A 21,850-nucleotide genomic window follows, 5' to 3' on the forward strand; every position below is an offset into this window, starting at 1 on the left:
GCAAAGGGCCTGACAACGCGCCATGATTGGGGCCATGACGATGAAGTCGGATCTGGAAATTGCTCGTGAGGCCCACCTTGACCCCATCGAAAAGGTGGCAGCTCGGGCTGGCATTGAGGAAAGGTGCATCGAGCCCTACGGGCGCGATGTCGCCAAGGTCGATCTCGAGGTCATCAAGCAGAACAGGGATCGTCCGCGTGGCAAATACGTCGTCGTCACGGCCATCACCCCCACACCCCTTGGCGAAGGCAAGACGACCACAGCAGTCGGTCTGGCTCAAGGACTGGAGAAGATCGGCAAGCGCAGCGTGCTCGCTCTGCGTCAACCCTCCATGGGCCCGACCTTCGGCATCAAGGGCGGTGCCGCTGGCGCCGGGTATTCCCAAGTGCTGCCGATGGAGAAGCTCAACCTGCACCTGACCGGTGACTTCCACGCTATTGGTGCGGCCCACAACCTGTTGGCCGCCATGATCGACAACCATCTGCACCACGGAAATGAGCTCGACATCGAGCCTCACTCCATCTCATGGCGTCGCGTCGTCGACATCAACGACCGTGCCCTTCGCAACACCATCGTCGGCCTTGGATCGCGAATTGACGGCATCCCCCGTCAGAGCGGATTCGACATCACTGCGGCCAGCGAGGTGGGCGTCATCCTGGCCCTGGCCACCTCACTCTCAGACCTGCGCGCCCGGCTTGGACGTATCGTCATCGGCTACAACCGCTCCAAGGAGCCAGTCACCGCGGAGGACCTGCATGCCGCCGGGTCGATGGCGGTCATCCTCAAGGACGCCATCAAGCCGAACCTGCTGCAGACCACCGAGAACAGCCCAGTGCTCGTCCACGCCGGCCCCTTCGGCAACATCGCCACGGGCAACTCGTCGGTCATCGCCGACCGCGTCGGCATCGGCTGCGGCGACTACCTGCTGACGGAGGCCGGATTCGGCGCCGACATGGGCGCCGAGCGGTTCTTCAACATCAAGTGCCGCCTCGGTGGTATGCGCCCCGACGCCGCCGTCCTCGTCGTCACCGTGCGTGCCCTCAAGACCCATGCCGGTCGCTACAAGGTCGTTCCTGGAAAGCCCCTGCCCCCGGCGATGCTTGAGGACAATCCTGACGACGTCCTTGCCGGTGCCGCCAACCTGCGCAAGCACATCGAGATCGTCAGAGACTTCGGCGTCTCCCCGGTGGTGGCCCTCAACGTCTTCCCGAGCGACCATCCCGACGAGATCGACGCCGTCCGTAAGGTGGCAGAGGTGGCCGGTGCTCACTTCGCCGCCTCGACCCATGTCGTCGACGGTGGCGACGGCGCCGTCGATCTGGCTCGTGCGGTCGTTGCGGCGTGCGACCAGAACACCGACTTCCGCTACACCTACGATCTCGAGGACTCCCTGGTCGACAAGCTCACCAAGGTGTCCACCAAGGTCTACGGAGCTGACGGGGTCGACATCGCTCCGGCCGCGGCCAAGGAGCTCGCCCACTTCGAGGATCTCGGCTACGGGAACTTCCCGGTCGTCATCGCCAAGACCCACCTGTCCCTGTCCCACGACCCCTCCCTCAAAGGGGCCCCGACCGGATGGCGTCTGCCTGTCCGCGAGGTGAGGGCCGCTGTGGGTGCCGGGTACATCTACGCGATCTGTGGTGACATGCGCACCATGCCGGGCCTGGGACGTCACCCAGCGGCCGAGCGCATCGACATCGATGACAGCGGGGAGATCATCGGACTGTTCTGATCGAGTGGGATCGGCGGGGCTGCGGATATCATTCCCCGCCCCGCTTCTGTCGTGGTCCTTGTCCTGGGGACGATTCAGCGTCCTTCGACACCGTCATCGATGTAATCCTCGTCACTGGCCGTCCCGGTATGGTCGCGTAACCACACGAGATCGTCGTCCTGGCAAGCCGGAGCGCTGTGGCCTTGGCGGGAGTATGCAGGTACCCGTCGTGAAGTTCGATCTCGTCAAATCCGATGCGATTGCGCTCGGGCCAGTAGTGCATCTTTCCGATGGCGTCGGTACGCTGTTCGATCACTCTTGTGACGCGTTCACGCCGCCCAAGGCATGCACCATCTCCGAGGTGCCGTACCCTCGATCCGTGACCAGCAAACGCGCCGAGGACGCCAGACTCCGCATCGAACTCGAGGAGAGGGCGCGGCGTCAGGAGGCTGCTCAGGCTCAGCGACTCATCGACGACTTCCTTGCGGCGGCCCGGGCCAAGGGCATGACACCCGAGCCGTTGCGGGCCCAGCTCATGGATGGCCACGAGGCGCGGACGGACAGACGAGGTTGGTACCTCAACGCCAAGCATTCCCTGGCCATCGGCGAACACGGCGAGTACTACCAGCTCGTCGTCCCGGGTGGCTTCATGGAGCGGATGCGCGGGGTCAAGCTGGAGCCCTCTTCACCGCCAATGCACATTGGTCGCGGCGGACGTGACGGTGAGACCGGCGATCTCAAGGAGTTTCTGGGCTGGCTGCTGGCCGATTGAGCTGTTCTGGTGGACGAGAGGCCGTCGCTGCTGCGACTCCCCCGGAATTACGGTCACCCTTCGACGGCGGCTGGTGTCTGTCGGTGTGACGTGGTGCGACGCCGGCGTTGGGACCTGAGAGAGTCACGCCAGAACCAGGCCGCCATGAGGACAGCACAGGCCAGGAATCCCCACGGGACGAGGCGCAGGCCGAGGATGGTGTGATCACGCACGGCGACAATGGCATCCTCGGGATGTCCTGGGGTGGACCGGATGACCAGATCGACCTGCTGCCCGACCTGGTACTTCTTGACGTTGCGATACGGATTCGACGGCACGGTGTCGGTGACACCGTCATAGGTGTACTTGATGATGGCGACGTTGCCGCCCTCGGTGTGCATGAGATACCTGGTGGCTCCGGTATTGACGGGGTCGTGCAGGTACACGGCTGTGACGGTTCCCTGGATGACCTGACTGTTGCGAATGAAATCGTCACTGCGTTCGGCCAGCACTAGGTACAGGCAGCCCACCGTGGTCAGGTAGATGACCCCCAGCAGGGCCATGACACGCTTGAACTTCGTCACGGCGAACAGCATACGTCGCAGGCATGACAATCCTGTTCATGACGCGACTAGCAACTCGTCACGGCGCTTCCTCATGGCTCGACTCGCCCGAGAGCACCGGGCACGCACTGCCTCAGGACTCATCCCGTGGCGTCGCGCTGCGGATGCGGAATCCAGGGCATCCACCCACACGCTGCGCAGGACCGGCGCGCTGACTGAGGTGATGATTCCCAATTCCTCGGCGGCGGTGAGCAGTTCCGAGGCGACCTGGCCGGGGTTGTCCGGCATCTCAGGCGCACTCATGTCCACGACCTCGACCGGGGTTTCCCTGCTCGTCGCGCGTAGCCTCGCCGAGACGACGTGCAGACAGTCCAAGGCCAGATTCGTGCACACCTTGTGGTTGCGCGTCAGTGGGAAATTGACGATGACCAGCCACGCCTGACCGACGTAATCGTCCAGACATGTCCGCCGATTCCTGCTTGCCATGACAACGAGGGCTGGCAGGATCGCCTGGATCAGCGCCATCCCGGCGAATTCCGATGTCTGGCCAGCGCCACTGCGAGCGGCGATGAGGGCCCGGATGGCAGCCACGTCGTCGGTACGTAGCGTCCGGGGCAGGTCCTCGGGCTCACACCCGGCGCAGAGGAGATTGGCACGCCATTCGGCGCGGGGATGGGCGCACATCTCGGCCCAGTGGGAGTCCAGACGGCGGTGGATCATCATTGTCATGGCAGCACCTCTCGGGATCGGCGATGCCCCAAGTCCATCGGCGGGACGTTGCCCACGGTGTTGCCTGCCGGGGTCAGGGTGTTGCCCATGTGACGCTCAGTGTTGTCCGTCTTCACGGGAGTGTTGTCCGGTGGCCGTCACGACAAGACTCCCCACCAAGAGGACCGGCCGTGCCCCGAAGGACACGGCCGGTCGTCATCACGCAGATAGATCGGGCGGTGGAAACCCTCACTCGTCTGCCAACGCCTCAGTGGGGGCAGCCATGGCGGCGCGTCGGCCCGGGAGGACCGAGGCGAGGCAAGCCGCCGCCAAGCAGATTGCGATGAGACCGAGGGTCCAGGGCCAGTCGATCGAGAAGTGCACCGGAATCGTGTCCGAGGCCACCCGGAATATAGACCGGATGCCCAGCCAGGCGAAGTAGAACCCTGCCACCATTCCGACGATGACACCGACCATACCGACCTGGATCGACTCGTAGAGCAGCATCAGCCGTAGTCCGCGCCGTTGCATGCCCATGGCCCGCAGCAGTGCCGACTCGCGCCGTCGTTCCAGTACCGACAGGCTCAAGGTATTGGCCACACCGATGAGGGCGATGAGCACGGCAACACCCAGCAGAGCCGTCATGACGATGAGCAGGGCCTTGAGGATCAGCTCGACGATGCCGCCGATGAGGGCACCGCCGCCAACATCCATGTGCTGCGAATCGATGTTCGTCGACGAGGAGATCATCACCGTCAACACCGAGGCCAGATTGCTCCGGTCCTCGAGGTGGACCCAGGCAGCCTGGTCGCCCACGGAAGGAACGATCTTATTCATGTCCTTTTCGGTGACCAGGATGTCGTTGTAGGGGAGTCCGTTGACCTCCTTGACCTTGAGAGACACCTTTCCCTTGGAAGACGAGAAGTCCATCGTCTTCGGTGAGTTGCCCATAGAGGACATCAGCGCGACCCCAGGTTTCATCTCCTTGGCAATCGAGGGCGCGACCTTGGCAATCTTGTCCTTGTCGGCGGAAACGATGTGGGTCTGAGGTGACACGTCCGTCTCGACGAACCCGCCCTTGAGGATGACGGAGTCCTTGACGTTCGGGAGGTTCTGCACCGACTTGATGGCCGACGGGTCGAGGGTTCCCACCTTGGGCTCGTCGCTGTTGGGGTCATGGCTGGGACTGTTCGTGAAGGTGATGTCGATCGGATAGTGCTCGTCGATCTGGTCCATGACCGTCGTCCGCGTCGTGGAGATGCCGACCTGCAGGGTCACCGACAGTCCGATGGCCAGCATGAGGGCCACCGCCGTCAGAGAGGTACGGGTCGGGTTGCGGGTGGCATTGGAGGTCGAAAGTCGAGCTGTCGGCCCCAGCGGGCGCAACAGGAATCCGAACCCCTTGATGAGCCACGGCACATACAACGGTGTGGCGATGAGGAAGGCCAGCGACAGGCAGGCCGCTGACAGGAGGGCCCAGCCGATGATTCCGTTGCCGTGCCCGGTGATCGCCACCACGGAGGTGATGACTCCGATCACTGTGAGCAGGGAACAGATGATGATCCGTGCCAGTCCGACCCGGCGCTTCTGCTCCACCGTCGGAACCGGGCGCAGCGCCTCCAGAGGTGCCACGCGAGTGGCTCGAAGCGCCGGCAGGAAGGCGGCCAGAACCGTGATGACGATGCCAATGAAGAACTCAATGACGATGTCCTTCCAAGGCCATTCCAGCCCGAAGGCCAAGGCGCCCGTGTAGGCAGTGCCAGCGACCGTCAGCAGGATTCCGAGCACGACCCCCAGGGCCGATCCGATGACACCCAGCAGGATCGCCTCGCCGAGAACTCGCTTCCTCACCTGACCGCTCGACGCTCCGACAGCCCGCATGAGACCGATCTGACGGCGTCGCTGGGCCAACAGGATGAGGAAGGTCGTCGTGATGATGATCGCACCCACCAGCAGGGCAATGGCTCCGAAAACCATCAGCAGGTACTTGGTGACGTCGAATCCCTGAGCCAGGTCAGTGACGGTCTTCTTCTGATGATCGGTCGCGGTCTCGATCGTCGAGCCGTACTCCTCGCCGGTGTTGAACTTGGGGGCACCCTTGACGGTGGGCAGGGTCTTCTCAAGGTTGGTGACGAGTTGCTGGGGAGTCGTCCCGTCCTTGGCCTTGACGATCCAGGTGTCAAAGAATTGGCTGACGTCCTCGCTGCTGTAGGCCGGAGCGGTCTGCAGGGCGTCCGCGTCGTCGGTGATTCCCACCACCTTGATGTTCTTACCGGTGATGTCGACGGTGTCCCCGACACTGACGTGCAGATTCTCGGCTGCCGCCTTGGACAGCGCGATCTGACCGGGTCCTGATGGCCAGTTGCCCGAGGTCACCGAGGACCAACGGAACGGTTCTGCCGGCGTCTTGTGGACATCAATCATCGTGGAGTCCTGGCCATGAGAGGCGGCCATGGTGGTGGACTGGACGATGTCGACGGTCCGGACGCCGGGAGTGTCGCGAATCCCCTGAGTGATGTCCTTGGGATTGGTCTCGGTGTCGGCGCTGTAGACGACGGCGTCAGCCTTCGAGGTGGCAACCGCCTGCTCCTTGCCCAAGGCCACTCCCTGGGTTCGTACGAACATCGAGATGCCGACGAGGAACCCGACGGACACCGCGATGGCAGTGAGGGTTGCGGCCATCCTGCCTGGATGCTGCCGCAGCTCCCTGAGAGCTTCGGTGAACATCAGCCCTCCAACCCGGCCATCGCCTCGCTGACCGCTTCAGCGGTGGGGGAGGGGAGGTCGTCGACGATACGGCCGTCCAGCAGCATGAGGGCGCGGTCGGCATAGGAAGCAGCCTTGGCGTCGTGAGTGACCATGATGATCGTCTGACCCAGGTCGTCGACACAGTGGCGCAGGTAGCTCAGCAGGTTCGTTCCCGACTTGGAGTCCAGGGCGCCGGTGGGCTCGTCAGCGAAGACGACATGCGGCTTGGTGATCATGGCGCGGGCACAGGCGACGCGTTGTTGCTGACCACCCGACAGCTCCGAGGGACGGTGCTTGAGGCGATCAGCGATGCCCAGACCGGTGATGAGCTGATCCCACAGGGCCTTGTCAGGCTTACGCCCGGCCAGGTCGAGGGGGAGCAGGATGTTCTCCTCAGAGGTGAGCATTGGCAGCAGGTTGAACGACTGGAAGATGAAGCCGACATTGTCGCGGCGCAGGGTCGTCAATTTGGGGTCCGGAAGGCCCGAGATCTCCTGGCCAGCCAGGAACACTCGACCGGAGGTGATCCGGTCCAGGCCGGCGAGGCAGTGCATGAGGGTTGACTTGCCGGATCCGGACGGGCCCATGATCGCGGTGAAGGTGCCGCGGGTGAAGCGAACGTTGATGGAATCCAGGGCGGTGACCCGGGTCTCCCCGTCCCCATAGACCTTGGTGAGGTCGATACCAGCGGCAGCGTCCGTCTCGAGGGGGGTGTCCAGCAGTCCAGGAGCCAGATCGCCGGAACGGGCTGAGCTGGTGGCGCGGGAAGGCTGGGCGGACTCAGCCCGTTCCGGGAAGGATCCGCCGGCGTGAGCCGGTTGAGGATCAGGCGATTGTGGTCGTACCCACGGCTGACTCAGCTGCTGGTCCTGCTCCCCGCCGCGCTGGGGTGAGGGCTTGGCCCACGCCGATGGGGAACCCTGCTCAGAGGGGACACCGTGTCGCGGGGACCCGGGGGATCCCGGCTCGCCGGGGGCTGCGTGGCTCGGCTGCCAGGGCTCGTCAGATTCGTAAGATCGGTTGTGGTCGCTCATGATGCCTTTCATGGTTCCCGAAGGGGGCATCGACAGGTGGACGATGCCCCTCACGCCTTAGGTGACGTGAATAATAATGTGGACGCTGGGCGCATCCAATATCGAATATATGTCCGGTCTGAAGTTGTCAGATGAGACCGACCTCATGGGCAAAAAGCACGAGGCCAACCCGGTCTCGGCACTCCAATTTTGATAGTAGTCGACCGATGTGAGTTTTCACGGTTCCCTCTGCCATGTAGAGGGTTTGGGCGATCTCGGCGTTCGTCGCCCCCTTGGCGATCTCCACCAACACCTCCCGCTCGCGGTCCGTCAGCACCGACAGCCGCTTGTCGGCAGCCTTGGGGTCGCTGGGCAGGGTGGGCACGACGTGGTCGAGCAGGCGTCGAGTGGCAGATGGGGCGACGACCGCGTCACCAGCAGCGACGTTGCGGATCGCGCTCAACAGCTCAGTGGGGCGGGCATCCTTGAGGAGGAATCCCGAGGCGCCAGCCTTGAGGGCGGCGTAGACGTACTCGTCGAGGTCGAAGGTGGTGAGAATCAGCACCTTGGTGTCCAGTGGTGATTCAGTGATACGCCGGGTGGCCTCGACACCGTCCATCTGTGGCATCCGGATGTCCATGAGGGCGACGTCGACCGGCATTCGCCGCAGCACGTCGAGGGCTTCGACGCCGTTGGACGCCTCCGCGACAACCTCCATGTCGTCCTCGGCCTCGATGAGCATGCGGAATCCCGAGCGTACGAGGGACTGGTCGTCGACGAGGATGACGCGGATCGGATCAGGCATGGCACCTCCAGTTGCTCGTCAGTCGAAGTTTACCGACCGCGTGCCGTGTAGGAATCTGTCTATCTCTGCTTCGTCGCTCCGTGGGCAACCATGCCGAGTAAGACGAATGCGCGTGGTAGGGGGTGACAAGAATGCGAGAACGAGCAGGACGAACGCAGGCCAGCTCATCGCAGGCGCGCTCTGGTGGGCGTCAGCAACGACGACCTCCAGGCTGTGACGCAGTGCCGATCGACAGAGCTGCCGCCAGGGTTTGCCTTGTTTCGACGCAGCTCAACTCTTGACTGCTCCCTCCGAGATACCGGCGATGAGCTGCTTGGCGCCGATGGCAAACACGAGCAACAGCGGGACGACGGCGATGAGTGAGGAGGCCATGAGCATGCCGTAGTCAGTGCCGTGTGCTGTTTTGAGCTGGCTCAATGCGACCTGCAAAGTCAGCTTGCTGGGATCGTTGAGGACGATGAGGGGCCACATGAAGTCGTTCCACGAGCCGATAAAGGTGAAGATCCCTAGGAATGCCATGGCAGGACGGATGATAGGCACGCACACGTGCGCGTACTGGCGCCAGAAGCCGCAGCCATCCAGGGTGGCCGCCTCCAACAGTTCCTTCGGGATGGCGTTGGTGGCGTACTGGCGCAGCCAAAACACTCCGAACGAACTTGCCAGGGAAGGCACGATGACGGCCTTGAGATCGCCCACCCACCCAATCTTGCTCATGAGGACGAACTGCGGGATCGTCGCTAGCTGGGTGGGCAACAGGAAGGTCGCCAGGACTACAGCGAAGAGCACTTTCCTGCCGGGAAAATCGAACTTGGCGAAGGCGAAGGCTGCCAGTGAGGAGATGAGCAGCACGAGCACCGACACCGTCACCGCCACCAGGGCCGTATTAGCCATGGCAGCCCAGATGTTGATCTTGTCCGTGATGGTGCGGATGTTCTCGCCTAGACGGTCACCAGGTGTGAGCACTGGGGGATATTTGTAGATTGCCGAGGAAGGTCGGCTGGCCAGCACGAGCATCCAGTAGAACGGGAACAGCGAGACCAATCCGCCCAGGACAAGGAAGATGTGCCGCAGGGCCGTACGTACGGGCCGTCTCATCGCGTCGCCTCGCGATCATGCTCGCGGGTGACGAGCCAGTTGATGATCGAGAAGAACAGCACGATGACGAACACTCCCCAGGCGATCGTCGCACCGTAGCCGTACCGGTTCTCCTGGAAGGCCACCGAGTAGAAATAGAGCACCATCGTTAGACCGGAATTGTTCACCCCACCAGCAGAGGCTGCCCCGGTGGATTCGGAGCTGGTGATCACCTGGGCTTCGGTGAAGCTCTGCAACGAACCGATCGTCGACATGAGGGTGATGAACAGGACGATGGCTCGAAGCTGCGGCAAAGTGACGTGGAAGAACGTGCGCCACCCGTTCGCCCCGTCGATGGCGGCTGCCTCGTACTGAGCCTTGTCAATAGCTTGCAGCCCGGCGAGGATGAGCAGAGCGTTGTACCCGACGAATGACCAGATCGTCAGCGATGAGATCGCGATCTTGATGCCCCATTCGCTTTGTAACCAGGCGATGTTCGACTGGCCGAGCACATTGCGGATGGCGTTCGCGAGCCCAAACTGGCTAGCGAAGATTGAACTGAACAGAATGCCCATTGCCACCATCGACGTAATGTTCGGCACGAGGTATATGACCCGGTACGTCGTGGAGAACCGCATCGTCTTGTTCAGCATGAGGGCGACGATCGTGGCGATGATGAGTGTCGGGATCGTGCCCATTGCCCACAAAATGAGTGTGTTGCCCAGCGACTTGTAGAACAGGTGGTCGCTGACCAGGTACTTGAAATTCTCCAGACCGACGAAGTTGGCGTCCCCCAGCCCTGACCAGTCGGTGAACGCGAGTAGCAGGGTGAAGACCATCGGTAAAGCCGCGAAGATGAGGAAGAAGAAGAAATACGGACTCAGAGCGGCATATATCGGCAACGCTTTGCGCATCCGCCGGCCCACGGAAGAGCGACGCAGCTCACCCGTGGGCACGGTTTCAACGGTGGTGTTCGCAGGATTCATCTCGTCACAGAACTCACGTTGAAAGCTGTGTCACCTGACGGTGAGATGCAGTTGCTTGGCGATTCGTTTGGCCTCGGAGACGGCGTCCTTCCAGGCGGTCTCGGGATTCTTGCCTGAGGACTCGACCTGCTCCAACTGGGCCCTGAATGGGGCGGACACGGCATCGGAGTGCGAATCTTCGTAGATCGGACGTACCGACTCAGCAGCTTTTCCGAAGACCTTCGCGGCATGCTGGCCGCCGAGAAATTCCACTGGCCCGGAAACCTTCGGATCATCGTAGGCTTTCGGTGAGACGGGAAAGTTGCCATTGTGGACGTACTCGCGCACCTGAGACTCCACGCTGAGCAGTTCGCGGATCGCCGCGAAGGAGGCTTTGGGATCGGGCGCGCCCGCGGGGATGGACAGGAACGAGCCGCCCTGGTTGATGGCTGGTCCGGGGTGGGCGCAGACTCGCCATTTGCCTTTCGTTTCGGGAGCGTCAACGATGAGATCGGCCAGGTGCCAGGAGGCGCCGAAATCGGCAGGTAGACGTCCCTCATTGACGGCAGCAGCCGAATCGGAGGTGTTGGACTGGATCCCGGCGACGATGCCGGCCTTAAGCGCCGTGACAGCGATGTCCCAGGCTTTGCGAATATGGTCTTGGTCGCCGATGAAGGTCTTCTTCGCGTCAATGAATCCCTTACCCCACTGCGGCCAGATCGTGTCGAACAAGCCTGCCGAGTTGCGCACCAGGTAGGTCTTGTCCTTGGCGGCCAGTAGTTTGGTGCCGAACTCGATGAAAGCGTCCCAGGTGGTGATCTGGGCAGCGACCTTGTCCGGCTCGGTGGGCAATTTGGCCTGCTCGAAGATGTCGGCCCGATAGAACAGGGCCGTCGGGCCGATGTCGGAAGGAATGCCGAGCTGCTTGCCGTCGGTGGTGGAGGCCTGGGCCCATTTCCAATCCAGGAAGGTGGGCTTGATGTCCTTGGCGCCCAGAGTGTTGAGGTCGACGAAGTAGTGAGCGTGGTCGCGGAAGAAGGCGATGTCCTCACCCTTGACGCCGGTGAGGTCGGGCAGCCCAGAACCTGCGGTGAAGGTTGTGGTGAGCTTTTGTTTGAAGTCGCCGCCGATGATGTCCTGGCGCACGCTGTAAGACGACTGCGCCTTGGAGACGGCAGCCAGCGTCTGCTTGTCGAATCCTTCCGGCCAGATCCATAGGACGAGCTTCTTGGCGTCACCGGCACCCTTGCCGGACGTGGGATCGGCGGAGGTCGAGCATCCGGTTAATGCCGACATTCCCAACATGCTCAGTCCAGCAAAACTGCCGGTGAGAAGACGACGACGCGACAGATTCATGAGATCCCTCCTGGGGTTGAACGGAAATCGCCACTGACAAAAATCGCTCAATAATGTTCACTGTGGAGGTGGGTTCCGAGCCGACTCCCGATGATGTGGACGCCATGCAAGGGGAGTTTGGGCTCTTCCACTCGCCAGTGGTTCAGGGTGTCACGACTGTGTGCACCTGAGGTTAACTATAGGTGATATCCAGGAAACAACCTTGTCAATGCTTGATTCGAGTGTGCCTGAGCTGGCCGGGAGGGGCAGCTCTTGAGATCACTGTAGCGCCCGGTGGAGGAGAGGATGATGAAAAATGATCGAAATGACGAAAATCTTCTGATCGGTGACTCTGGATCGCTATCATGGGCATATGCTCAAGGCCGCTCGTCATGACGCGATCGTCGAACTACTCCGGGATCGACCTGCCATGCGAACCGTCGACATCGCTCGGAATCTGAACGTGAGCATGGCCACAGCGCGGCGTGACTGCATCGCTTTGGAAAATAAGGGCATCATCGAGCGTTCTTGGGGAGGCATCCAACTCGTCACGAACGTGGACGATCATTTCGGTGACGTGATGAACCACCGCACTCGCGCCAAGGCTGCGATCGCCCGCAAGGCCGCCGAGCTTGTTCACGACGGCGACACGATCATCATGGACATCGGCACCACCGTCCATCATCTGTCCGGGCTGCTCACCGAGCGCTCCGTCACCGTCCTCACTGCGTCCCTGCCCGTCTTTGAAGCTCTCAGGAGCGCCCCGGACGTCACCGTGGTTGTGCTTGGGGGAGTGTGGTCGGAGCGATACCAGTGCTTTGACGGTCAGTTCGTCGCCGATGCACTGACTCATCATCAGGCCGACCTAGCTTTCCTGGGCTGCTCCGGGGTGAGTGCCAACGGGCGGGTGCGTGACACAAGCCGCTCCCAGGCTCAGATCAAACAGGCGATTGTCGCTGCAGCGAGTCGAAGCTACCTGCTCGTCGACTCCGAGAAATTCCCAGGTGTCGGAGCGCATTCCCCGTTCACCGTCGAGGACGTCAGTGGAGTCATCACGACTGGACCACTGCCGCCGGACCTCGACGCCCACTACGAATCAACAGGCATGGAGGTCGTCACGGTATGAAACTCACCATCCTCGGTGGCGGGGGATTCCGCGTTCCACTGGTATTCAAGGCCCTCGCTCGCGACGACTCACCTCAACGAGTCACCGAGCTGCGGCTTTACGACACCGACTCACTACGACTAGGTGTCATCGAAACAGTGTTGTCCCAGCTGGCTCCCGGCCTGCCTAACGCGCCGTCTGTCGTGGCGACCACTGACCTGCCCACTGCCTTGGCGGGAACCGACTTCATCTTTTCGGCCATTCGCGTCGCCGGAACGCGTGGACGCGCCCTGGACGAGTCGATGTGTCTGGCGCGCGGTGTCATCGGCCAGGAGACTGTCGGGGCTGGCGGTATCTCATATGCCTTGCGGGGTATCCCGGTGGTGCTCGACCTCGTCGAACAGATAACGCGATACGCCCCCCATGCCAAGGTCATCAACTTCACTAATCCTGCTGGCGTGATGACCGAGGTCATGCAGCACCGCCTTGGAGACCAAGTGGTCGGTATCTGTGACTCCCCGGTCGGCTTGGCCCGTCGCGCCCTCTCCGCCCTGCAGAATGCCGGGCTGGCGCCGACTGACCTGGGCTCCCTGTTCGATGCTGACGGACGCGTCCACATCGGATACAGCGGGCTCAATCACCTGGGCTGGCTCACCAGCTTGGAGGTCGACGGCATCGACGTCCTGCCGCGTCTGATGGAGCGCCCCGACCTCATCGGGAGTTTTGAGGAAGGTCGGCTCTTCGGTCCTGATCTGGTGCAAGCCTTGAGCGCCGTACCCAACGAGTACCTGCACTATTACTACTATTCTCGCGACGACCTCGCCGTCGACCGGAATGCCGAGGCTCCGCGCGGGGCGTTTCTGGAGGCCCAGCAGCGGCGCTTCTACACCAAGGCCCAACACACTGACGATGTCGCCGGACTGTGGGAGGCCACTCGCCTCGAGCGTGAAGAGACCTACATGGCCACCAATCGCGAGGTCTCGGGGGAGTTCGAGCGCGATGAGGCCGACTTAGAAACCGGCGGATACGACAAGGTCGCCCTCGCGATCATGCACGCCATCGCCAACGACGTGCCCGCTGAACTCATCCTCAATGTTGCCAACCGCGGGGCTCTCCCCGACCTACCTGATGATGCTGTCGTGGAAATCCCGTGTCGAGTAGACGGTGCCGGGATCCACCGACTCCCTGCACCGGAGCTACCCGACCACGCTCGCGGGCTTGTCGTCAACGCCAAATACGTCGAGCAACGCACTATCGATGCCGCTGTCAACCACAGCCGCACCGCCGCGTTGCTAGCCCTGAGCCACCACCCATTAGTTGACTCCGTGTACGTTGCCGAGCAACTTCTCAATGACTTCGCCGATGCCTTCGACGGCCTGGACTACCTTGTGGATGACCATGCATGATCACACCGAGCTCACCCAAGACCGCATTGGTCACCTCAAAGAGCGTCTCGAGCGAGAAATCACCAAGAAGATCTGTCCACTGGACGTGACGGCCTGGCAAGCTCCCGGAGAACCGGTGAGCTTCGAGGAAGCCGTCGTCGCCGATTACCGTCCATTCCCGCCCGGAACCTGGTGGGGTGCTCCATGGAGTACCTGGTGGCTCCACGTCACCGGCACTCTGCCCGAAGGCCACGCCGGCGACGAGATCGACCTCTCGATGGACCTCGGATTCGTCGGCGACTGGGCCGGAAACCAGTCCGAAGCCATGGTGTACACCTCTTCGGGACGCCCCCTCAAAGCCCTCAACCCACGCAACCATAGGGTCGCACTCAACCACGGGGCGCTGGCCCAACGATTCGCTGACGAGGGGGAGCCGCTCATCGGGACCGATGGGGGCATCGAGCTGTGGGTGGAAGCCGCTGGTAACCCCGACATGACCTTGCATCTGGGCGGACCCACTGAGCTGGGGGATCGTCGCACGGCAGGCGATGAACCGCTGTGGCAGTTCAGGGGAGCGGAACTCTCGGTGCGTCGCAAGGAGGTGTGGGACCTGTGGCTCGACATTGATGTCCTCGACGGGCTCATGCGCCAGCTGCCGTCCGACTCCACCCACCGCGCCCGATTGCTTCACTGTTTGGAGCAGGCTGCCGACGAGGTCGATCTCCATGGCATCCTCGCCGGTGCCGGACAGGCTCGAGAAATCCTTGCCGGGCACCTTGGCTCGGGGGCGAACTCATCGGCTCAACAGATGACGGCGATCGGACACGCGCACATCGACTCGGCATGGCTATGGCCGTTGCGTGAGACCCGCCGCAAGGTAGTGCGTACCTTCTCCAACGTCGTGTCACTGGCCGAGGAATATCCCGACTTCCACTTCGCTTGCACCAGCGCCCAGCACTACGCCTGGCTCCAGGACTCCTCACCAGAACTCTTCGAGCGCGTCAGGGACGCCATTGAACGTGGCCAGTGGCACCCGGTGGGTGGCATGTGGGTGGAATCCGACACCAACCTGCCCTCGGGGGAATCGTTGGTGCGTCAATTCACCAGTGGTCTGCGTTGGATGCGTGAACAGCTTGGGGTACGCCCGGACTGCCTGTGGCTACCGGATTCCTTCGGGTACACCGGTGCGTTGCCTCAGATCGCCCGACTGGCTGGCATGAACTGGTTCTTCACCCAAAAACTCAGCTGGAACACGGCCAACACCTTGCCCCACCACACGTTCTGGTGGGAGGGCATCGATGGGACTCGTATCTGGACGCACTTCCCGCCGGTGGATTGTTACGACTCCATCGTCAGTGCCGACGAGGTCAAGAAGGCTGAGGCGAACTTCAAAGAGAAAGGTGTGGCGCGACGCTCGATCCTGCCATTCGGGTATGGCGATGGCGGTGGAGGGCCCACAGCTGAGCAGGTGGAACGCGTCCACCGATTCGCTGATGTGGAGGACGCGCCTCAGGTTCGGTTGGGCTCACCTGACGACTACTTCGCCCAGGCTCGCGACGACTACCCCCAGGCGCCGGTGTGGCGCGGCGAGATGTACTTGGAGTTCCACCGGGGCGTCTACACCTCTGTCCATGCCCTCAAAGACGGCAACCGGCGCGCCGAGGAGGCTCTCACCGCCGCCGAGTGGTTAGCCGCCGCGGCAGCTCGCCTCGGCCATCCCTACCCCCACGAGCAGTTGGAACAGCTGTGGCGACGTACGTTGTTGCTGCAGTTTCACGACATCCTGCCCGGCTCGTCGATCGCGTGGGTGAATCGGGAGGCCATCGCCGAGTTCACCGCTATTCGTGCTGAGTTGGGTCAGCTCATGGATGAGGCCTGGCAGGCACTGTCACAGGCGTCTGGAGGCGAGATCACCGGGGCGAGTCTGATCAATCCATCTCACAGTGACCGTCGCGAGGTTGTCACCGTTGACGGTCGGCCCACACTCGTACAGGTGCCAGCCATGGCGGCGCAGCCGCTCACCGATGCGGTGGTTGACCCTGAGCACCCGGTACGGGTGGAGCGGGAGCTCGACTCGATCCGAATGTCCAACGGACTGGTCGAGGTGTGCATCGACACGCACGACGGACTGGTGAGCTCGGTTGTTGACCTGGTGGCCGACCGCGAGCTCCTGCTGCCTGGGCAGCGCGCGAACCGACTCGCCCTGCACCCCGACTATCCCGACTGTTTCGACGCATGGGAATTGCAGCACCAGTACCGTCACAGTGCTGTTGTGGTGGATGACCTCACCGGGGTGGACGTCCTCGAGGGCCCGCTACGGAGCACGGTGCGAGTTGAACGCGGGGAGTCCGGCTTCATTCAGGCCATCACCCTTGACGCCGACAGCCGAGCGGTCGAGTTCAGCCTTGACGTCGACTGGACCGAGCAGGCCCGAGTCCTCAAGGTCGACTTCCCCCTCGATGTGGCCGCTGACACCAGCGTCGACGAGATCCAGTTCGGTCACATCAAGCGACCAATCGGTGCCAACACGTCATGGGATGACGCCCACTTTGAAAGCTGTGGGCAGCAGTGGATGTTGTTGGGCGAACCCGGCTACGCCGTCGCATTGGCCAACCAGTCCACCTACGGTCATGATGTGAGTCCAGCGGGAAGGGACGAGCACACATCCACCCAGGGGGTGATGGCCCGGCTTACCCTGCTGCGTGCTCCGCAGAGCCCAGACCCGCACCCCGACCGAGGTCATCACCACCTTGTCTACAGCCTGCTCGCTGATGCCGGGGTTGCGTCTGCCCACGTCGAGGCGGCACGGCTCAACCAGCCGCTCCAGATGCGAGATGGTGCGCTGCACCTGGACAGTCTGGCCCGGATCGAACCGGTACGAGGCTTCGCCGTCATCGACTCCGTCAAGCAGGCCTTCGATGGCTCTGGTGATCTTGTCATCCGTATGCACGAGGCAGATGGCGCCCGCAGCCGAGTGCGCCTGCTGCTAGACCGGGGCGGCTACCTCAGCGAGGTGGACCTGCTCGAGGAACGAATCGGTGATCCGACCCAACAGCTTCCGACGGTCGCCGTGAGCGAGGTGGACCTCGCCCTGCGTCCTTTCCAGATCTTGACGTTGAGAGTGAGTCAACGATGAAACTGCTTCTGGTGTGTATCGATGGGGTGCGCCTTGACATGGCACTACCCGAGGCACTGCAGCACAATCCTGGATTCATCCACCCCGATCATCCCGCTGACCCGCGATTCGTGCGCGGGGTGGGTGAGGGGGAGCCGGTTCCCGCACACCCCGCCCCAGCCCTGGACCACACCCTGCCCGTTGACCAGGCCCCCGTCGGGCTGGCCCCCACCCTCGCTCGCCTGGTGCGAGGTGACGACCGTTCCCAGGGCACGATCATCCCCATGTGGATGACTCCGCCGACCGATTCCGCTCCCGGCTGGACGACGATCCTCACCGGCGCCACCCATGAACAGTGCAACGTGTGGTGGAACGAGTTCGTCGGCCATGACCTGGCCCGTCACCCCGACATCCTGTCCCAAATCTTCTTCGCCAACCCATTGGCGCGCACCATCGCAGCAACCACCTGGGACGCCTTCGTCAGCCCTTACGGGCCCGGACCGATCATTCATCAGCGTGTGGACCAGCAGCGCACCGGCCAGCACCAGCTGTTCGGTCCCGACTTGGCGGAGGGTATTGACAGGGCCGACGAGCAGGTGTCGTCGTGGGCCGCCTGGCACCTGTTGCACGAGGGCCCGGACGCTGCCGTCGTCTACTTCGAAGGGGTCGACAACGCTGGGCACAGTTACGGAGCGGACTCCGAGCAGTATCGCCAAGCCGTGCGTCACGCCGATGAGCTCACCCGGCACCTCGTCAAGGCCGTCGCAGAGCGTCACGAGCAGCTCGGCGAGCAATGGCTCGTCGCCGTCACCACCGACCACGGGCACAAACCCGAGGGAGGCCACGGCGAGGATGAGGTCGAGGTGCGTCGTAGCTTCCTGGCAGCTCACCACATCGGTGGGGCATTGCCCGATCCATTGCTTCGTACCGATCCCATTCGCAGCCACGAACTGACGCCGCTGTTGCTCAGGGCAGTCGGAGTGCACCCTGGTCACATGGACGCCAGCGATGTCGGCGTCTTGCGCGATGTGATGCCAGTCGGCCCGAGTAGAGAGATGGATTTTGAATGGTGACGACGCACTTGCCTGAGAAGGTCGACGGCGTTCTCTTCGACATGGACGGCACTCTGCTCGACACCCTGTCTGCATGGCGTGCAGCCTCCGAACGGTTGTGGGGTGGCTGTCTGGCTGACGCTGTCAGCGCCGACGTTGACGGGGGCACCGTTGACGATGTCGTCGAGCTGTATCTGCGGGACCACCCGCAGGCAGATCCGCAGGCCACCAGTGAGCGTCTCGTCGACCTTCTGGACGCCTGCCTGGCTGACAACACGGAGCCGATGCCCGGGGCGGACCGTCTGGTGAGGAAGCTGGCCGGGAACGTGCCCATCGCGGTGGCCTCCAACTCCCCCACCCGCCTCGTGCGTGACGGACTGGCCTCGCAAGGCTGGCTGGACCTCTTCGACACCGTCGTTGGGTTCGACGACGTCGCTGCCGGCAAACCAGCCCCCGACCCCTACATCGCAGCAGCGAGGCGGATGGGAGTCGACCCGGCCAGATGTGTCGTCATCGAAGACTCTGTCTTCGGGTTGCGTGCTGGACGGGCCGCCGGGGCGTGGGTTCTCGCGCTCGGCGATCGACTCAAGGGCCAGGGGGACATGTGGGTCCCGGGGTTGGATGATGAGCGCGTGACCTCATGGGAGCCCTACCGATGACGGCGTGCGAGTTGACGCCCGCCCTGCAGCGGCGCCTGGACGAGGTCGGTGCTCAGATCGGTTCGAGTGTCAGTGAACACATTGATGAGGCATCGGGCCGGCAGGCTGCGGGCCGATTCGTGGCCTGGATGACGGACACGTGGACTCGCACCATGACCCGCGACGACCACGGCGTCTTCGTCGTCACTGGCGACATTCCGGCCATGTGGTTGCGCGACTCCTCCGCTCAGCTGTGGCCCTTCCTGGCACTGTGCGACCTGCCTGCGGTGTCCCGTCAGATCGGGGACGTCGTCGCTCGGCAATGGCACTGCATCGGAGTCGACCCCTACGCCAACGCCTTTAACTCTGGTCCGACCGGAGCACATTTCGACCCCGACGATGTTGATCTGCTCGATGAGTTGTGGGAGCGCAAGTACGAGGTTGATTCGCTGGCCTTCCCCGTCGATCTCGCATGGCGGTTGTGGCAGGCCACGGGACGTCGAGACCACCTCAACCGTGCGGTGCACGAGGGGTGTCAACGCATCGTCGACGTCTGGAACCTGGAACAGGACCATGCCACCCGCTCCACCTATCGTCATGTGCGCCCCAGCGAACCCGTCGACACCCTTGGCGCTGACGGCTTGGGAGGGCCGGTAGCGCCCACCGGGATGACGTGGAGCGGGTTCCGACCTTCCGACGACGCCTGCCGCTACGGATACAACATCCCGGCACAGTTCATGGCAATACGTGCGTTGCGGCAGATTGGCGATTTCTGCCGTGTCTGGGGCGACGAGAGCCTTGCTGAACGCGCCGCGAGGTTGGCCGCTGACATCGACGCCGGGGTGAGGCAATTCGGCGTCGTGACAGATCACCTTGCGTACGAGGTTGACGGGCTCGGATCAGTAGTGGAGATGGACGACGCGAACATGCCGTCGCTGCTGTCGCTGCCCCTAACCAGCGACCTTGCCCGTGACGATCCGCTCTACCAGACCACCCGGAACTGGGTGCTCAGCGAGGCCAACCCCTACCTGTTCAGCGGCCCGGCAGCACGGGGCATTGGCAGCCCGCACAGCCCCGAGGGCTACATCTGGCACATCGGTTTGGCGGTGCAGGGGCTCACGGGGGACGACGTCGAGGCGCGTGATTGCCTCAGGACGATCCTCGCCACCGATGGTGGCACTGGCTGGACACACGAGAGTTTCGATCCACATGACCCCACCCGGTACACGCGCGGGTGGTTCAGTTGGTCGAACTCGATGGCTTGCCTGCTCATGATGAAGGTGGCCGGTATCGACGCCATCACCGGTGCCAATTGATCCCCATTGCGGTGAGCCGGCGGGACTGGGCCTCCAACTCTGATTGCGGCCGAGCCGGATCGCCGGTCCACAACTGTTCAGCGATCGATGTGCCGCGCGGGAAGGCGGCGTCTTCGACCTGGGCAGGGGTGCGCAGGTATTCAGTCCACAGTTGGAATTGCCCACCCAGCAGGTGTGGTGAGTCCACTGCGGCAAGTACATCATGCAGCCCGGCGACGTCGTCCATGGTCATCGGGGCAGCTATCGTCACCGGTGCCTCCGGACCCGCTTCAATGCCGTGATCCAGGTACGTGTGCCGGGCGGGTGCGCCGATGACGTCGTGGCCTGCGGCGACGGCGCGGGAGATGTCGTCGGCGTCTCGCCACACCATCACCGTAACTTCCTCGGGGGCGCCGGCCTCTAACACCTCGTCCCAGGCAATGATCTGACGGCCTGCGGCGACCACGTGATCACAGATCTGCCGCTCGAACCAAGCCTGGGCCTGGTGTGGTGTCGTGATCCCCAGTTCGGCAAGCCGGGCTCGGGTTTGCTGGTGGTTGAACCACTCCTTTCCGGGACATTCGTCACCACCGATGTGGATTGGTGAGTCCGGGAAGATCTCCATCACGGCGTCTAAGGCATCGCGGCAGAAACCCAAGGAATCGTCGGTCAGGTTGATGTGGTGCTCCGACACCCCGAAAGCAGTACGTGGGTGATCCAGTGGTATTCCGCAGCCCAGCGCAGGGTAGGCGGCCACCACCGATTCGGTGTGGCCCGGCAGGTCAATTTCTGGCACGACCGTGATACCCAGCAGTCCGGCCCGTTTGTTGATGGCGCTCAGCTGCTCGACGGTGTAGGCGCCTCCGTGAGGCACGTGATCATGCTCGGCGACGTCGTCACAATCGTTGTCGTCGGGTGGTGGTTGGTGCCCTCGTACCGTTCCCGGACGCCAGGCCCCTACCGTGGTCAGACGTGGCCACCCCGGTACCGGGAGGCGCCATCCCTGGTCGTCGGTGAGGTGCAGGTGCAGCCGGTTGAGCTTGTGCATGGCCAGCACGTCCAGGAAGCGCGTGATGAACGAGGCAGGCATGAAGTGCCTCGAGACATCCAGATGCGCACCTCGCCAACTGTAATGTGGCGCGTCAGCGATGACACCCTTTGGAAGGTGCAGGTGCTCTCGGGCCAGCGGGCCGGGCCCGTGGACCCACGGGGGGAGTAGCTGCAGCAAGGTCTGCACCGCCCATCGTGCGCCATTTGGGTCGCCGGCGGTGATGCGGATCTGGGTGTCGATCTCGATGCGGTATCCCTCTGCCTCCAAGGCGGGATTCACTGTGACGATGAGAGAAGCGGTGTCGGTGTGTGACGTGACGCGCACGACGTCCAGCGCCGGGGCCAGTCGCTCGGCGAGGGTGGTGACAGCATCGGTGACCTCGTCGGGGCCAGCCCAGGAGAGGACGGTTGGCAGGGGGAATCGTCCCTCGGTGAACTGCACGTGGCGGGGCTGGGGACACAAGCCACGAATCAGGGTGTCGTTGGAGGGGACGGGCATCTCTACTCCTCGTGGCATCGCCTGCCAATGGGGTGCTC

The 21,850-nt window shown here is 63.0% G+C and carries 17 protein-coding genes; 8 read left to right on the forward strand and 9 right to left on the reverse strand.

Annotation, left to right across the window (positions count from 1 at the left end; all coding sequences use genetic code 11):
* Positions 1-22: 22 nt before the first annotated feature.
* Both AC6I1W_RS03000 and AC6I1W_RS03005 read left to right on the forward strand, forming a co-directional pair.
* The gene (locus tag AC6I1W_RS03000) at positions 23-1,732 is read left to right on the forward strand and encodes a formate--tetrahydrofolate ligase (RefSeq protein WP_218837187.1); all 1,710 of its coding nucleotides are present in this window, start codon (positions 23-25) and stop codon (positions 1,730-1,732) included.
* Positions 1,733-2,072: 340 nt separating this feature from the next.
* Positions 2,073-2,483 carry a hypothetical protein gene (locus AC6I1W_RS03005; RefSeq protein WP_036976383.1) on the forward strand — a complete coding sequence of 137 codons (411 nt, stop codon included), beginning with the start codon at positions 2,073-2,075 and terminating at the stop codon, positions 2,481-2,483.
* Positions 2,484-2,536: 53 nt separating this feature from the next.
* Here the strand turns inward: AC6I1W_RS03005 and AC6I1W_RS03010 are convergent, their stop codons facing one another.
* The 8 genes from AC6I1W_RS03010 to AC6I1W_RS03045 form a co-directional block, all read right to left on the reverse strand.
* Positions 2,537-3,058: a DUF3592 domain-containing protein gene (locus AC6I1W_RS03010; protein ID WP_016666640.1), complete on the reverse strand. Its 522-nt coding sequence runs from the start codon at positions 3,056-3,058 to the stop codon at positions 2,537-2,539.
* A 24-nt stretch (positions 3,059-3,082) separates the two neighbouring features.
* Positions 3,083-3,754, reverse strand: a complete 672-nt coding sequence (locus AC6I1W_RS03015) for a hypothetical protein (protein ID WP_252909465.1) — start codon at positions 3,752-3,754, stop codon at positions 3,083-3,085.
* A 228-nt stretch (positions 3,755-3,982) separates the two neighbouring features.
* Positions 3,983-6,460, reverse strand: coding sequence for an ABC transporter permease (locus tag AC6I1W_RS03020; protein ID WP_284950511.1), 2,478 nt, complete (start codon positions 6,458-6,460; stop codon positions 3,983-3,985).
* Positions 6,460-7,527, reverse strand: a complete 1,068-nt coding sequence (locus AC6I1W_RS03025; RefSeq protein ID WP_284950512.1) for an ABC transporter ATP-binding protein — start codon at positions 7,525-7,527, stop codon at positions 6,460-6,462. Before AC6I1W_RS03025 ends, AC6I1W_RS03020 begins: the two co-directional genes overlap by 1 nt.
* Before the next feature lie 115 nt (positions 7,528-7,642).
* Positions 7,643-8,299 carry a response regulator gene (locus AC6I1W_RS03030; protein ID WP_065672943.1) on the reverse strand — a complete coding sequence of 219 codons (657 nt, stop codon included), beginning with the start codon at positions 8,297-8,299 and terminating at the stop codon, positions 7,643-7,645.
* A gap of 270 nt (positions 8,300-8,569) precedes the next feature.
* Positions 8,570-9,394 carry a carbohydrate ABC transporter permease gene (locus AC6I1W_RS03035; RefSeq protein WP_065672944.1) on the reverse strand — a complete coding sequence of 275 codons (825 nt, stop codon included), beginning with the start codon at positions 9,392-9,394 and terminating at the stop codon, positions 8,570-8,572.
* Positions 9,391-10,287 (reverse strand): carbohydrate ABC transporter permease, encoded by an 897-nt coding sequence (locus tag AC6I1W_RS03040; protein WP_252909467.1) that lies wholly within the window; start codon positions 10,285-10,287, stop codon positions 9,391-9,393. Before AC6I1W_RS03040 ends, AC6I1W_RS03035 begins: the two co-directional genes overlap by 4 nt.
* A gap of 102 nt (positions 10,288-10,389) precedes the next feature.
* Entirely contained in the window at positions 10,390-11,694 is a 1,305-nt protein-coding gene (locus AC6I1W_RS03045) for an ABC transporter substrate-binding protein (protein ID WP_284950513.1), read from the reverse strand.
* A 352-nt stretch (positions 11,695-12,046) separates the two neighbouring features.
* On the opposite strand from AC6I1W_RS03045, the gene AC6I1W_RS03050 reads away from it, so the two are divergent.
* From AC6I1W_RS03050 to AC6I1W_RS03075, 6 genes are read left to right on the forward strand one after another with little or no spacing between them, the layout of a single operon-like run.
* Positions 12,047-12,799: a DeoR/GlpR family DNA-binding transcription regulator gene (locus AC6I1W_RS03050; RefSeq protein ID WP_036975633.1), complete on the forward strand. Its 753-nt coding sequence runs from the start codon at positions 12,047-12,049 to the stop codon at positions 12,797-12,799.
* Complete coding sequence (locus tag AC6I1W_RS03055) at positions 12,796-14,184, forward strand: 6-phospho-beta-glucosidase (RefSeq protein ID WP_284950515.1); 1,389 nt, start codon at positions 12,796-12,798, stop codon at positions 14,182-14,184. The genes AC6I1W_RS03050 and AC6I1W_RS03055 overlap by 4 nt, the downstream gene beginning before the upstream one ends.
* Entirely contained in the window at positions 14,177-17,299 is a 3,123-nt protein-coding gene (locus tag AC6I1W_RS03060) for an alpha-mannosidase (RefSeq protein WP_284950516.1), read from the forward strand. Before AC6I1W_RS03055 ends, AC6I1W_RS03060 begins: the two co-directional genes overlap by 8 nt.
* Entirely contained in the window at positions 17,296-18,351 is a 1,056-nt protein-coding gene (locus AC6I1W_RS03065) for an alkaline phosphatase family protein (RefSeq protein ID WP_284950517.1), read from the forward strand. Before AC6I1W_RS03060 ends, AC6I1W_RS03065 begins: the two co-directional genes overlap by 4 nt.
* Positions 18,345-18,989, forward strand: coding sequence for an HAD family hydrolase (locus tag AC6I1W_RS03070; protein ID WP_065672948.1), 645 nt, complete (start codon positions 18,345-18,347; stop codon positions 18,987-18,989). Before AC6I1W_RS03065 ends, AC6I1W_RS03070 begins: the two co-directional genes overlap by 7 nt.
* Complete coding sequence (locus AC6I1W_RS03075; protein ID WP_117188415.1) at positions 18,986-20,284, forward strand: glycoside hydrolase family 125 protein; 1,299 nt, start codon at positions 18,986-18,988, stop codon at positions 20,282-20,284. Before AC6I1W_RS03070 ends, AC6I1W_RS03075 begins: the two co-directional genes overlap by 4 nt.
* Here AC6I1W_RS03075 and AC6I1W_RS03080 read toward each other — a convergent pair.
* A complete protein-coding gene (locus AC6I1W_RS03080) occupies positions 20,268-21,812 on the reverse strand; it encodes a beta-N-acetylhexosaminidase (protein ID WP_065672950.1) in 1,545 nt (514 codons plus the stop codon). The two genes, AC6I1W_RS03075 and AC6I1W_RS03080, sit on opposite strands and share 17 nt — an antisense overlap.
* Between the last annotated feature and the right edge of the window lie 38 nt (positions 21,813-21,850).

This window comes from Cutibacterium sp. KB22876 (assembly GCF_059728865.1).